This is a genomic window from Alicyclobacillus sacchari (assembly GCF_004366795.1).
Classification (GTDB): domain Bacteria; phylum Bacillota; class Bacilli; order Alicyclobacillales; family Alicyclobacillaceae; genus Alicyclobacillus; species Alicyclobacillus sacchari.
Map to the genome: position 1 here is coordinate 252,247 of NZ_SORF01000003.1, position 15,190 is coordinate 267,436.

Sequence of the window (15,190 nt, forward strand, 5' to 3'; positions counted from 1 at the left end):
CAACTATTTGTCCTCCCTCTTCTGGTTCAACTCGTCGATGGTTTCATCTACGTCCCCCGTGCGAATGTTATATGCTTCGAGGATGTCATAGACAAAAATCTTTCCATCGCCTGTTTTGCCCGTTTGCGCCGCTTGGATGATAGCGCGGATGGTTGGTTGAATGTAGTTGTCTGACACCACGATTTCCAGCTTGATCTTCGGGTGCAGATTGATATCGTACACATGACCGCGGTAAACACCGACAGCATCCTTTTGTTGACCGCGTCCCTGTACCGGAATCACCGTGAATCCAGACACACCAACCTGACGCAGCGCCTTGATGGTAGGCTGCAATTTTTCAGGGCGAATGATGGCGTCAATGCGTTTCAAACAAACTTCCTCCTCGATAGCACAACCAGCATGGGATCGATCCAGCTCCCCGCCCGTTGTAACTGTTTAGCAGTGTACTTGTCTCATTCGGGTTTGTCCACGGGATATGTCATATTTCCTGACATGCAACATGACAAAGTTGCGGAATCATCTGAATAAGACCTCCCAGGCGCTAGCATATAGCAAATTCGCTGCACAAAAAAAGGCCCCGTGCATGCGAGGCCCTTGCACAAAACGATTCTTCTTCTGCGTAAGGTAATCGTCAACTCCACCACACCTTGCGCGTCGCATCGGTCATGAAAAGCTCCGCCATCGATTTGGCAGGGCCTTTTCTGTGTTTCGTTCACTTTCCGCGTTGAACTCCAGCCGGTAGCGTCTTTGACCAGGGCAAGAGTGCCTCGAGCGCCAGCTCCTCTTGCAAGTCGACGTTCGGCAGTTGCTCGAACAGATATGTCAGATACGCCATCGGGTTCAGCCCGTTTTCCTTCGCCGTCTCCACGATGCTATACGCCGTCGCACTCGCCCGCGCTCCTCGCGGCGTGTTGGCAAACAGCCAGTTCTTCCGCCCAATCACAAACGGCTTCAACGACCGCTCGCTTCGATTGTTGTCGATCTCCAGGTGCCCGTCTTTCACATACCGCGCAAGCTTCGTCCACTGCTTCAGGCAGTAGCTCACCGCCTGTCCCAACGCGCTTTTCGGCAACACCTGCCGTTCTTGCGTTTCCAGCCATGCCAAAAACGCGTCCAGGATGGGCTGACTTTGTTCCATCCGCACACGGGCTCTTTCTTCAGGGTATGCACCCTTCAGTTTCTTCTCCACCGCATAGAGCGCGTTGCAGTACGATAGCCCCTCTTTCGCTCTTTCACGGGCAGAGCCTTCAGGGCCTCGTCGAACTTCCGCCTTGCATGCGGCCAACATTCCACGAGCTCGACATCCGGCATGCCCTCAGATCCCACGTAGCCACCCACATGCAGATACCCGCGAAAGCCTTCCAGGAATCGCTTCGGATGCTCCGCCCCTCGCGTCTCCTGGTAGTCATACAACACGATGGGTGGGCCGTCCTGCCCGCTGCAATACAGCCACATGTCCGACTGCGTTTTGGTGGCGAAGGGTGATGGGTGCTGTGGTCGTTTGAGCGTCCTCTGTCACGACCGAGACAAAAGCGGGAATTACGCCATGCGACGCTTCATCCCGGAAGCGCCTAGCCCAGTACCAGAGTTGGTGGGGTTTCAGGCCGTGTTCGGCGCAGAACTGGGCAGCGGACACACCGCTGTCCTAGAAGGCGGCGATGCGCTCACGCCAAAGTTCACGGCGCTCCTGGTGAGACATGTGCTCTCGCATACAAGAACCCTCCCGTGGCTTGATGAGGACATGTTCAAGCAGCGGGAGGGCGAACGCCATGTGGGGTTGAATTGCCGCTTACTCTTCTGCTTACACGCGCAGTCGCACGACGTTCCAAGACAGTTTGGGCAATTGAACAGTCAGCAAGCCGTCGTCGACTCTTGCACCCTGTCCTGGCTGCGGTGTCACTTCGTGGGGATGCTCTTTCGTGTTCACCGCCTTGAGATTCGAGTGCACGAGCACCGTATGCTCGATCACGCTCGCGCGATCGAATCCACGGATGTCGCATTGCAACTCTATTCCGCCGTCTTGCGAGCGATTGACCGCAAAAACGGTCAACTCCCCCATTTCCTGATTCCAAACTGCGACGGTCTCGACCAGCGGCACGTCGGTAAACTCCTTACAATCGTACTTCGGCGATTGCACGGAACAGTGCATCACCTTCCCCCTGCCATACCTCGAGGCGTGCAGAAAAGGATAATAAATGGTTTGTTTCCACGACGCTCCCCCATTCTCCGTCATGATGGGCGCGATGACGTTCACCAACTGCGCAAGGCACGCCATCTTCACTCGATCCGCATGTTTGAGCAGAGTGATGAGCAAGCACCCCACCACCAAGGCATCTTCAAACGTATACACGTCCTCGAGCAATGGCGGGCCAACCTGCCACGGCTCCACTTGTTTGTCTGCTTCGTTTGAATGAAACCAGACATTCCACTCATCAAACGAAATGTTTACCGTCTTATTGCTCCGTTTTTTTGCCTTGACATAATCACATGCCGCGATCACAGAACGGATAAAATAATCCATGTCAAGGGATTGTGCAAGGTAGCTCGCCAGGTCGTTCTTACGATTTCCATAGTAGCTATGCATGGAAATGTACTCCACGTGATCGTACGTATGTTCAAGGACGATTCTCTCCCATTCGGGAAACGTAGCCATCTTCGATCCGGAACTCCCACATGCGACGAGCTCTATGGTTGGATCCACCCACTTCATGACCTTGGCCGCTTCTTCGGCGATCCGCCCATACTCGTCAGCAGTCTTATGGCCAATCTGCCACGGCCCATCCATTTCGTTGCCAAGACACCATACTTGGATCCGATGGGGCTCTTGATAACCGTGGGATCGGCGCAAATCGCTCCAATAGCTGCCCCCAGGATGGTTGCAATATTCAACGAGCTGTTTCGCTTCGTCGATGCCGCGCGTGCCGAGATTCACCGCCATCATGACGTCCGAGTTTGCCTGCCTCGCCCACGCGACGAATTCATTGACGCCGATGCGGTTCGGCTCCAGGCTTCTCCAGGCCAAATCCAGTTGTTGCGGGCGTGATTCGACAGGTCCAACCCCATCTTCCCAGCGATAACCGGAAACGAAGTTTCCACCGGGATAGCGAACAATAGGGACCTGTAGGTCGCGCACAAGTTCAATCACGTCGTGGCGGAATCCAAACTCATCGGCTGTTGGATGCGAAGGATCGTAGATTCCGCCGTAAACGGCACGGCCCAGATGTTCGATAAACGAACCATAGAGACGAGGATCAACCTCGGCAAGTTGATACTGCGGATCGATGGTCATGCGGGCTATCGATTTGGACATTATGCATTCTCCTCGCTGAAATTAAATAATTCATGGAAATTAGAGCTTGACACTGCCTTGTGTCAAACCAGTGACGATATGCTTGCGGAAAATGATAAAACCGATAATCATCGGCAAAATCGAGATCAGTGACCCAGTAATGACAAGTTGGTAGAGCGGGAGTGTTTGGTTTGCTGCCGCCGTATTAATCAAGCTGAGCAAGGACTCAATTCCCACCGGCAGTGGGTATAGGGATTGACTGTGCAGCAGTACCAAAGGAAGAAAGAAATTGTTCCAGGTGCCGATGAAACTAATAAGAAACAAAGTAGACAATGCTGGTCGAATGATTGGTAAAACGATTCTCCAAAATGTTCGACGTTCGGACGCACCATCGACCTTTGACGCCTCTATTAACTCATTAGGCACCACATCTCGGATATAGATTCGCAGAAAATACACTCCGAACGGGCTTGCAATCAGAGGAAAGATCACTCCGAAATACGTATCGACCAAATGCAACGGTTGCTCCACCACAAACAACGGGATGGCCGTGACCGTGCCCGGAATCATCATGGAAGCGAGAATCAGATAGAATGTGACATCACGCCCCCGAAATCGATGTTTCGCCAAAGCATAACCTGCCATGGAGCACACAACACAAGTTAGCACCGCCACACAGCCGGCGTACACTATCGAATTGACAAACCAGCGTACATATACACCACCACTATACGTAAAAACGAGTTTCAAGTTTTCCCACAGTGCTAGATGTGCAGGTATGCTGAATATACCCGTGGAGGAAAGCTGCGCTTGTGTTTTAGTGGACGCAATGAGAATCCAAATCACAGGAATGAGAAAGTAACAAGCTAGAATAGCAAGAATCAACGTCACAAACACTGTAACGATGATTTTGCCGACCGATACCTTGTGAAGCGCAGGTCGCCCCAATGTTGCTCTTTTGTTCTCCACCTTCAATTCCATCACGGTCCATCACACCCCCGCAGCCATAGCTGTCGTCTGACGACGTTCAGCGGTGCGACCAAGGAAACGAGTCAACACCATAACGATCACCGAAATGAGAATGGTGATGAGCCCCAAAAGGACGGATAACGTAGCGGCATATGGGAGGTTAGTCAAAGAAAAGGCCATGTTGTAAATATCTAGATTGGGGGCGAATGTTTGTGATACAGGGGTTAGCGCTTCAAGCAAAAAGGGTTCATTAAATAGCTGCATAGAACCGATAAAGCTGAGAATGATAGTCATCACAATCGTCGGTCGCAACAAAGGAATTTTAATGTACCAAGCTAGCTGCATTTCATTACATCCATCCATTTTCGCTGCCTCGTATATATCGGCCGAAACACCAGTCAGCGATGCCATGTAAAGCGTCATGTTATAGCCGGCCCATTCCCACGTCGCGATATTGACGATGCTGTATAAGAAGGCGCCAGATGCAAGTGGGTCGAAATGAATTGCCTGCAGTAGCGGATCGAGCGGTTTTGAGTAAAGAAATCCCCACATGATGGAGGCAAACACACCCGGAACTGCATATGGCAAAAAATACACCAACCGAAAAAATGCTTTAAACCTTGCGAACTTCGTATCCAAAAGCAATGCCAATGCCAATGACAGCGCCAGCATAATGACACCCTGAATCACAGCATATTTCATTACGTTTACAATAGAGCCCCAAAATGCTACGTCCCGAAAAGCGTTCAAATAGTTCTGAAACCCCACAAAATAGGCAATGCCCATTCGATGAATGAAGAGACTCGTATAGAACGCATAAAGTAGCGGAACGATTAAAAAGGCAGTAAACAATAACAGGAAAGGCAAGAGAAAAGACCAGGGCGAAAGCCTTTTGCCTAATGACGAATCCATAAAGCTCATTCCCCCTATCGAATCCAGGGATTCACTGGGGCGCCTGTCCAAACATCCACGCGCCCCAGTGAATCTCTATCTCAGCTGGACACACTGTAACCCTGCGAACGTGCGTAACTCATAACCTGTTGCTGCACGTTGGCTAGAGCTTGTTGCACAGATTCCTTCCCTGCAAAAGCCCTCCCGATTTCCGTCTGCAATTCATTAAATACGTAACTACTCCATGGACTCCACTGGAACTTCGCATTGACACGGGAAGATTCTTCCTCAAAGACATCCACGTTCGCAGGCTGGTTATCAAGAGCCGGGTTCTTTGCTTTAAAGGCGGGTAGACCAAATCCTTCCGTTGCCGCAGGGAATAAGCCACCACCGCCATCCTTCGCAGGGGCCACGTCGTGAGGCAACTCGGCTGGGCTGGCATTGATGAACGCGGCGAAGATGGCCGCAGCTTCAGGGTACTTCGATGCCTTTGTCACCGCCTGGACAGACCCCCCCCAGTCACCATCCATCGTCCCGCCTACGGTCCACTGTGGAATGAGTGCGGCATGCCACTTTTGACTACTCAAATTATGATCGTAAGGAACCAAGGCCTCGCTGTCATACCAGGCAGATCCGACAGCGGTCGCGTACATACCGTTGTTTAGGTTTTTCTCCCAAGCGGGCCCAAAGTCGGAGATGTTCTGGACAGCACCTGCTTTGACAAGCCTTTGCCACATCGAAAATACCTTTACAGCCTCAGGAGTGTCGATACGGACACTCCAGTTGTTACCTGAACCTTGAAAGGGAAGCACGCCCGCCTGCCATAACAGCCCAAACATCCATTGTCCATCTGTATCCGAGAAATAAGAAAAATACTGCTTGGGATCTTTTTTGTGGAAGACCAAGGCTTCTTGTTCAAACTGCGCCCACGTGGTTGGAACGGCTAAGTTGTATTTCTTGAAAAGCGAGGTTTGATAGAAGAGACCCATTGGCCCCGTGTCCTCAGGGATACCATACACACCGCCACCCATCGAGACTTCGCTCCACGTCCAAGGCGAGAACTTACTCTTCAAATTCCCCACATACTTCGAGATGTCTTGTAAAGCGCCCGTCGAAATATATTGGGGCATCATGTCGAACTCAAGCATGACAACATCCGGAATGCCTGAACCCGCTTGCACCACCGTACTGAATTTTTGATATTCAGTTGACCCAGCACCCGCATTAACCAGTTTGACTTTGATGTTTGGGTAATACTTCTCAAAAATATTGACCTCTGTCTGGGCATTGGGCACCCAACTCCACCACGTTATCGTCGCTTTTTGTGTATATTTGGGAAGTGGCAATCCAGCCGTCAACACCGGCCTAGGAATCGTGGATCCTGCCATTTGACTCACATTACCCGCGGCTGCCTGATTTTCAACTGGTCCTTGACCACATCCGGCCAAAGTGAAAGTGACAGCCCCAACGAACACACCAAGGAGCATAACCTTCTGATATCTCACACCAATCCCTCCATCCATAAAAATCCGACCGTACAAGTTTGTGCAGAGTTCATTTCAGTACGGATCCCCCCTTACCAATGGCCAACCGCTGCTTCGATACGGTTAAAATAGAAACTACATTAATTTATAACTATTTAAACGTATTAAGCAGCCTGCCAACCACACACAATTGTATGCGCTTTCTACGGATCATATTAACTTGAGTGCTGAGTTCAGTCAACAATAAATTTAAACATTAAGAAAATGATTTTATTTTGTTTAAAATAAACCTCGATTCCTGTCGAACCGAGGTTTATGAAAGCCACGACACCCACACGATGCCTTGTTCATTGATGAAGGACACGCACCGTAATATCATTGTGATAGTGTCCAAAATTCCGACCGTAAATGGTCAATCCCCCAACGTGCTCCGCATGTTCCGGAACACCTATCCGCAGGCGAACTTCATGGTTATCAAACGGCTGCAAATCTTGAATCGTAACGTCCGATATGCGACACCCGTCGATAAAGGTCCCCTTTTGGTTGATCCGGATCAGCTTGAGCATCCCGTGTTGATTCAAGTGCGGCGGCCACCAGTCGGGATTCTGCTTTCCCCTCTCATCGCCGAAGTCCCCTGGACTCGTCCAGTACCCAATCTCAACACCATTTAAATAGAAATAAATATCAGACGGGTAATCATTGTTGTATGAAGGGGCCTCCGAAGACAATTCAGCAATGATTTGAATTTCGCTAACTGTTCTCCCAGGCTTAACGTAATTGGGAATCCAATATTCTAAATACCCTCGCGTCAACCACACGATGTCTGCATTTACATGCCCTGGATCCGCAAAATATCGTGGATCGTCGAAATCACCAATAATGCTATCCTTCGTTGCTAATCCACATGTGGGATGAACATCAAACCCCACATAGTGGCCTACCTTGATGTCCACTTCGTAGAGATTTGCATTCTGTTCCTCAGACTCCATGTCGATCATGATTTTTTTCTCATTAATAAAACAAAACTTTTGCAAGCCATGCTTCGCACCCGTTGTCTCGGTCACAATGAGGCCGCTATCCTCCAGCTTTCGAACATGCTGCGTGATAGCACCATTCGTTAGATTGAGCTTCTTTGCTATTTCATCTAGATTTAATCGTTCGTGTTTCAAGAGCAACATCAGAATTTCAACGCGAACGTCGGAACTCAAAGCTTTAAAAATGTGTAGGCTCGAGCGCAAATCTGTAATGTGAATCACGCAATTCACCCCTAGCGTGCAATTTGTTTTATAGTAGTATAAAACAAATTGCACCTTTCTCCTAGGGTCTACATGCGTGGATCGTCATTGTGACTGTAGGGCCTACAACTTATGCTTGTAAAAACCGCAACATGGTATGTCGATCACGCAGTTTATACGCATGATTCAAACTATCCGCGACAATCACGTCGGCAATCCCCAAATCAGCAGGGTTTTCCGCGCCGCCAACGAGGCGAATGAGCGAGCGAATGTCAATTCCAGAAGGGATATCCGCCAATATGCGCTCAACCTCAGTTTTCTGTTCTTGCACTCGGCGCAAATAACAGCTTGTTGTGGGCGATCTCGGGATGGAACCCATTCGTTCCCGCACACGTTCCTTATACAAGCCAGCTATAATTGCGCTCGCCGCCGCCACCTTCAACCCATGGAGCACCTGTGGCTTACCCGTACGCAACAGTTCCATCTCCCAATAGTGAGACAAATGGTGCTCACCACCTGAAGCAGGGTGAGATTGCCCGAGCAATAACATAGCAAGCCCTGATAGAATTAAGGCACGCATGAGCACGGATAAGCCCTCTGGGCCACCGGCTTGTATCTCATGCACGTGATCCACACATGTTTGCAGAGCATCGGCTGTCAATGATGCAATCCACGGACAATACGGTTCATCCGCCACGAGATGGCCAAATTTCCAATCGGCAAGCGATGTGTATTTGCCAAGCATGTCGCCAAACCCGGACACCGCCAACCGCTTTGGTGACTCCGCCAACACGTTGACGTCGGCAAATAGCGCGATCGGCGCTTGCGTTTGAAACGTCTGTTTCACTCCGCGCACGATGAGTGGTGCACCAGCCGACGTGAAACCGTCGACCGACGCTGCAGTGGGAACCGAAATGAACGGTATCTTCATGGTGAAACTGCAAAAACGTGCGATGTCATGGATTGTGCCAGCACCGACGGCTAGTATCGCTTCAGTATTGGGAGAACACGAAAGAAACCCCTGCATGAGCGTACGCTCGTCAGCGACGACGTCACCGTTTGCGTCTGGTTCCATGATGCAACATCCACAAGTCACCCCCAGTTCTCCCAGCATGTCGACCAAAGCCGATCCTGCAGCTTGAAATGTGTTGGCGTCGGCAAATATGGACACGTGTCGAAACGAAGTCTTGACAAACGCCGCAGCCCGTTGCAACGCGCATTGCTCCACCACAATCTCACGAATTGCGATAGGGTGGTGCATCAATCCACAAGAACATGTGGCTGCCGCACGATTGAGTTCGTCAATCGTCCAATTCATAGGCATTCTCCCTCATTTCTTGTCGCAGCTAACGCAAACAGGGCTGCACGACGCAGCCCTCATCCGCCAATTGAAAATCGTTCACCGATAGGAGACTTCATTCCAACGCAACTCATTCAGAATCGATACAGGAGTCGCTGAGCTGTCGATCACGATGCACTCCACGCCTGCCATTTGGGCAAAATCACGAAGTTGCTCAACTTGGACGCGATACGAGAAACAGGTATGGTGAGCACCCCCTGCTAAAATCCAACTCTCCGCAGCTGTGCTCAACGAAGGCAGCGGCCGCCATAGGACGCGTGCAACCGGTAGTTTCGGCATGTCTCTGTCCGGTTGTACCGCATTTACTTCATTGACCACGAGCCGGAAACGATGTCCGAGATCGACGAGAGTCGCCTGCACGGCATAACCAGTCGCACCGTCAAAAACAAGGCGCGCCGGATCCTCCTTACCGCCAATCGAAAGTGGATGCACTTCGACGCGAGGGCGCGTCGCCGCAATCGTTGGGCAAACTTCAAGCATATGCGCACCAAGCACCAGTTCGTTGCCGGGCTCGAAGTGATAGGTGTAGTCTTCCATGAAGGATGTGCCTTCACCGCAGGCCATGACTTTCATCAAGCGGACGAGCGCTGCCGTCTTCCAGTCACCTTCACCGCCGAACCCGTAACCGTCCGCCATCAGGCGTTGAACTGCAAGTCCGGGCAATTGGCGCAGCCCGTGCAGGTCTTCGAAGGTCGTCGTAAATGCGTGAAATCCGCCTTCGTCAAGAAACGCACGCAGCCCCAGTTCGATGCGGGCCTGTTCGCGAATTGCGTCGCGCACAGCGCCTTCCGATCGCGCCGCCGGATCAAAGTCGTACAGCGTCTCATACTCGTCCATCAGCTGGTCAATTTGTTTCTCGGAAATTGCCTGCACCCGTTCGGCGAGATCGCCGACACCGTAGCCATTGACAGACCAGCCCAGCTGCAGTTCCGCCTCGACCTTGTCTCCTTCTGTGACGGCTACCTGCCGCATGTTGTCCCCAAAGCGTGCAACGCGGATTTGCCTGCTCTCCGCAAAAGCTGCCGCCGTCTGCGCCCAACCGCGGATACGCACTTGAACCGTCTCGTTCTGCCAGTGCCCGACGACGACTTTGCGGGCAATGTTCATGCGGCTGACCAAAAAGCCAAATTCCCGATCTCCGTGTGCAGACTGGTTCAGGTTCATAAAGTCCATGTCGATGGTGTCCCATGGGATGTCCCGATTGAATTGCGTGTGTAAGTGCAACATCGGCTTGTGAAGAACCGACAAGCCATGGATCCACATCTTAGCTGGAGAGAACGTGTGCATCCAGACAATGACGCCCGCACAGCGGTCGTCGGCATTGGCCTCTAAGCAGAAGCGCCGAATCTCCTCTGAATCTTTGAGTACTGCCTTAAAGTGAACGGCGTGAACGGGTTGGACCACCTCAGTCAGAGCCTGTGCGACTTGACGGGCATGCCGTTCGACTTCCTCCACGACCTCCGGCCCATAGAGAAACTGACTGCCGACAACAAACCAAAACTCATAAGACTGCAAATTCATCCTCGTATCCCCCAGTTTGTGACTTCCTGGCCCATGGCCAAAAACGCTCTGGCACAGTCCACCGTTGTCCGGACAAGTCAATGTGCGCTGATCCGGTTGTTCTGCCCGTAGTACGCGTTTGCTCCGTGCTTTCTGTAGTAATGCTTATCAAGAAGAAACTGATCGATCGCGCTCCAATGCTCGTTTAACTGAACGGTATTCAAAGCCATCTTCGCGACGATTTCGAGTACGACCGCATGATAGACTGCATCACGAGCGTCTTTTCCCCAGCAGAACGGCGCGTGATTGGCCACGAGGACGCCGGGCATCGCCATCGGATCCAGCCCCAACTCGGTAAACGTTTCGACAATCACATGACCTGTCTCCAGCTCATACGCCTGCTCCACTTCGATCTTTGTCAGCTTGCGAGTACACGGAATATCCCCGTAAAAGTAGTCGGCATGAGTCGTGCCCAGAGCCGGGATCGGCTTGGCAGCCTGTGCCCACATCGTGGCCCACGGCGAATGGGTATGAACGATCCCACCAATCTCCGGGAACGCCTTGTAGAGCACGAGATGTGTTGGCGTGTCGGACGACGGACGAAGATCTCCCTCGACCACGTTGCCGTCAAAATCAACAACCACCATATCCTCGACGGCCAACTCTTCGTAGGGCACACCACTAGGCTTAATGACCATCAGGGAATCATTTCGCGAAACGCCGCTGACGTTGCCCCAGGTGAAAGTGACGAGTTCATGTTTGGGCAGTGCAAGGTTCGCTTCTAACACCGCTTGTTTCAAATCTTCTAGCATACCGGCACCCCATCCTTCACCGTTACACTTTTCAGTTGCTTCAAAACCTTCATCACGTTGTTCTCACCGCGACCGAAATAGTTGTATAAACGCGCGTACTCCGCGTAAAGCGCGTCGTACACCTTCACGGCATCCTCGTGTGGCAGATACGAATCCGGCTTGATGCCTCCCATTTCCCGCGCAGCATCCTGAATGGCGTCATAACCACCGTTCTCCTTGCCAGCCGCAACAGCCCCAAACATGGCCGACCCCAGCGCAGGCGTCTGGGACGACGCACCAATGCGAATTGGCATGTTCAGTACATCCGCGTAAATTTGCATCATCAAACCGTTTTTTTCGGCGATCCCGCCACAGGCGTAAACCTCGTCAACCGGCACCCCGTGCTCACGGAATGTCTCGATAATCATCCGCGTTCCAAACGCTGTCGCCTCAATCAACGCCCGGTACATTTCTTCCGGCTTCGTCGCGAGTGTCGCACCTAGCAGCAAACCTGTTAAATCTGCATCCACCAATGTCGATCGGTTGCCATTCCACCAATCGAGTGCCAGAAGTCCACTTTCGCCAGGACGCAACGCCTTGGCTTTGGCTGTGAGCAACTGGTGAATGTCAACTCCCTGCCGCCTGGCTTCTTCCATGTAGCACGCTGGCACACACTGTTCGATAAACCACTCAAAATGGTCACCGACACACGACTGTCCCGCCTCATACCCCATATACCCAGGGATAATACCGTCCTCAACGACGCCGCACATACCTGGTACCATACGTTCTTCGGTACCAAGCAAGACGTGACAAGTGGAAGTCCCCATAATCATCAGGAGCTTACCCGGTTCTGTAATCCCCACGGCGGGCATCGAGACATGCGCGTCGACATTTGCAACCGCCACCGGCGTACCAGGCCTGAGGCCTGTCAGTTCCGCCGCAACTTCGGTCAACTCACCCGCGCGGGTGCCAATTGATCGAATCTCCCCTCGCAGCTTGTCGTCGATCACGTTCTCCAGCCGCGGATCGAGCGTACGGAAGAAGTCGCGGCTCGGATACCCGTCGCGTTTGTGCCAAATGGCCTTATACCCCGCTGTACATGAGTTGCGAACCAATTTCCCAGTCAACTGCATGACAACCCAGTCGGCAGCTTCTACCATAACGTCCGCAGCGTCATAGATCTCTGGCGCCTCATTTAGGATTTGCCATAGTTTTGGCAGCATCCACTCAGACGATATTTTGCCTCCATACCGCGCCAAAAACGTTTCGCCGCGGGAGACTGCAATCTCGTTTAGGCGATTCGCTTCATCCTGCGCTGCATGGTGCTTCCACAGCTTTACATAGCTGTGCGGGTGACTCGCAAATTCGGATCGCATGCAAAGCGGTGTGCCATCTGACGCGATTGGCAACATCGTGCATGCGGTGAAGTCAATGCCGATACCGATGACTTCAGCAGGCTCCACGCCGGCCGATTGGAGCAGTTGCGGAATGGTATCATGAAGCACCTCCAAGTAGTCCCCAGGGTGCTGCAACGCCCAGCCATCTTCCAACCGAGTCACCCCATCTGGAAGATAGGCATCCATGACACCGTGTGAATATCCCTTCACTGCCGTCGCCACTTCACGACCCGTTCCCACTTCCACCAAAACGGCTCGCCCAGACTGCGTACCGAAGTCGACTCCGATGCTGTACTTCGCCATGTTCATCACCACAACCCATCGTTTAGTGGAACCGCTCTCACAAACAAATTGTACTTACAACCACACTTCATAACAACGACTTATTCGTACAAGTTACCGCAAAAAATTGGCCTTTTGCACTGAGTTTGCATCTTTCGCGGAAGATCCTGTACGCATCAAAGCCGTCCCACGCATCCAAAACTGTTCGATTTCCTCAAGCGACTTGTTTTTAGTCTCCGGAACAAGCATGCTTACGAACACGAAGCAAACCACGTTGATGGCAGCAAAGATCCAGAACGTATCAGCACCGCCGAGCCCATTTAGGAGCATCGGTGTGAATTGACCAATGGCCCAGTTTGCTCCCCAGAGAAAGATGGTCGCGACACCCGCGGCTCGCGCCCGCAAGTGATTCGGAAAAATCTCCGGAATCATAATCCAAGGGATAGGCCCCATAGAAACGCTGAATGCCGCAGTAAAGCCCATGATAAACAGGATTAACCAAAAGCCGTTTGAGAGGTGGAAGAAAAACGTCGCACCAATCAACGCCATGAAGATGGCCATCAAGGCGGAGCCAATTTGCATAAGGCGGCGGCGTCCGACGCGATCGATTAAAAACACTGCGACAACAGTAAAGACAACCCACATGGCACCAAAAAAGGCTTGAATGGAAAAGTCAGAGTTCAAACCGAATCCGACCATTTTGAAGATTTCAGGTCCATAATATGTGACTGCATTCATGCCGATGACTTGATTGAATAAAGCGAGCAGAATGCCAACCACGAGAGCCTTGCGCAGCCCTGGCTTCAGCAAATCGCGAACACTGCTGCTCGCCTCGTTGCGCAGCGAGTCCGCGATGGTCTTGAGTTCCATCTTCGCCATCGCTTCCCCGTTAATTTTCGTCAAGATGGCGAGTGATTGTTCACTACGCCCTGCCTTGACCAGCCAGCGTGGGCTTTCCGGCGCAAACAACAACACGAAGAAGAAAATTGCGGCTGGTACAGCGCCAAGCCCTAACATCCATCGCCATCCTGTGGTCGTATCCCACGCAACAGTGCCAGACCTTTGGATGAGGAAATTGGTCACGTACGTTGCGGAAATACCAATGATGGTGAGTAGCTGATAGAGCGACGAGAGGGCACCGCGAATCCGGGGAGGTGCACATTCGGAAATATACGTGACAGATAGGGAAGATCCCATGCCAATACCCAGACCGCCAATGATACGGGCACCAATGAGCACGGTTACATCGGTCGAAAACGCTGACACGACGGCTGCAATCGCAAACAGACATGCAGCCGTCATCAGCACCTTGCGCCGGCCTATGCGATCGCTCATAAAGCCGGACAGACCGACACCAATGACACCACCAATCATAATGCTAGAAATCACGAGGCCTTGCATGAATGCACTCAGGTTATACAGCGTTTTCAAGAATCCAATAGCGCCGGAAATCACAGCCGTATCGTAACCGTACAGTAATCCTCCAAGCGCAGCCGCACAGGAAATCATGACGACATATAGAGCAGACCCAGTCTGATGGGGTTTCCCTTGTGATATAGGGTGACTCATCTATAACTCCTCCTTCCAGATACAGCAAACTTCTCGCGAAACGCGACAAACGGTAAGCACCTTAGCCAACAAGCGAACTAGTTAGCCCCCTTCCACCAGGAATCCGTTTACAAATGTCCAGATGAGTATTCAGTATGTCATATTTGTACGTACAACTTGTAGGATAATGCGCTTTATTGGTTTTGTCAATCCATTCCGAACTACGCGATCTCAAGAAGTCCTGGATCGCGTGTAAAGGTTCGATGTCCACGTTTGTCCAATAGGAATCAAGAAAGCAACTAACTCTTTTCTTTCTCCATTCCCATGGCTCGTCATGAGTTGCAGTCCCCCTTCAACTCATTCTCGCCGTGGACTGTCTCACCACCAGCTTGGGCTCGTAGACGATGGACTGTGGTTCCTCCCCATCCCGTCGCCCACGGT

General features: G+C 51.7%; 12 protein-coding genes and 1 pseudogene. All 13 read right to left on the bottom strand.

Going from position 1 to position 15,190, the window contains the following annotated elements; genetic code table 11:
• Positions 1 to 3: 3 nt before the first annotated feature.
• Positions 4 to 369, bottom strand: coding sequence for a P-II family nitrogen regulator (locus C7445_RS04875; RefSeq protein WP_134158905.1), 366 nt, complete (start codon positions 367 to 369; stop codon positions 4 to 6).
• A 343-nt stretch (positions 370 to 712) separates the two neighbouring features.
• Positions 713 to 1,515: pseudogene (tnpC, locus tag C7445_RS04880) on the bottom strand (IS66 family transposase); the annotation flags it as partial.
• Entirely contained in the window at positions 1,406 to 1,636 is a 231-nt protein-coding gene (gene tnpA, locus C7445_RS14960; protein ID WP_424922985.1) for an IS66 family insertion sequence element accessory protein TnpA, read from the bottom strand. The pseudogene tnpC and the gene tnpA, both read right to left, overlap by 110 nt.
• Positions 1,637 to 1,801: 165 nt before the next feature.
• Positions 1,802 to 3,310, bottom strand: coding sequence for an arabinosylfuranosidase ArfA (gene arfA / locus C7445_RS04890; RefSeq protein WP_134158906.1), 1,509 nt, complete (start codon positions 3,308 to 3,310; stop codon positions 1,802 to 1,804).
• Between the two features lie 39 nt (positions 3,311 to 3,349).
• Complete coding sequence (locus C7445_RS04895) at positions 3,350 to 4,270, bottom strand: carbohydrate ABC transporter permease (protein WP_134158949.1); 921 nt, start codon at positions 4,268 to 4,270, stop codon at positions 3,350 to 3,352.
• Between the two features lie 9 nt (positions 4,271 to 4,279).
• Positions 4,280 to 5,170, bottom strand: a complete 891-nt coding sequence (locus C7445_RS04900) for a carbohydrate ABC transporter permease (protein ID WP_134158907.1) — start codon at positions 5,168 to 5,170, stop codon at positions 4,280 to 4,282.
• A gap of 80 nt (positions 5,171 to 5,250) precedes the next feature.
• Positions 5,251 to 6,654 (bottom strand): ABC transporter substrate-binding protein, encoded by a 1,404-nt coding sequence (locus tag C7445_RS04905; RefSeq protein WP_243834952.1) that lies wholly within the window; start codon positions 6,652 to 6,654, stop codon positions 5,251 to 5,253.
• A 326-nt stretch (positions 6,655 to 6,980) separates the two neighbouring features.
• Positions 6,981 to 7,889 carry an ArsR/SmtB family transcription factor gene (locus C7445_RS04910; protein ID WP_134158951.1) on the bottom strand — a complete coding sequence of 303 codons (909 nt, stop codon included), beginning with the start codon at positions 7,887 to 7,889 and terminating at the stop codon, positions 6,981 to 6,983.
• A 109-nt stretch (positions 7,890 to 7,998) separates the two neighbouring features.
• A complete protein-coding gene (locus C7445_RS04915; protein ID WP_134158908.1) occupies positions 7,999 to 9,186 on the bottom strand; it encodes a sn-glycerol-1-phosphate dehydrogenase in 1,188 nt (395 codons plus the stop codon).
• 81 nt (positions 9,187 to 9,267) lie between these two features.
• Positions 9,268 to 10,749, bottom strand: coding sequence for an L-arabinose isomerase (gene araA / locus C7445_RS04920; protein WP_134158909.1), 1,482 nt, complete (start codon positions 10,747 to 10,749; stop codon positions 9,268 to 9,270).
• A 77-nt stretch (positions 10,750 to 10,826) separates the two neighbouring features.
• Positions 10,827 to 11,540, bottom strand: coding sequence for an L-ribulose-5-phosphate 4-epimerase (araD, locus tag C7445_RS04925; RefSeq protein ID WP_134158910.1), 714 nt, complete (start codon positions 11,538 to 11,540; stop codon positions 10,827 to 10,829).
• Positions 11,534 to 13,228, bottom strand: coding sequence for a ribulokinase (gene araB / locus C7445_RS04930; RefSeq protein WP_134158911.1), 1,695 nt, complete (start codon positions 13,226 to 13,228; stop codon positions 11,534 to 11,536). The genes araD and araB overlap by 7 nt, the downstream gene beginning before the upstream one ends.
• Positions 13,229 to 13,315: 87 nt before the next feature.
• On the bottom strand, positions 13,316 to 14,770 hold the full coding sequence (locus tag C7445_RS04935; RefSeq protein WP_134158912.1) for a sugar porter family MFS transporter: 1,455 nt from the start codon (positions 14,768 to 14,770) through the stop codon (positions 13,316 to 13,318).
• Positions 14,771 to 15,190: the final 420 nt, after the last annotated feature.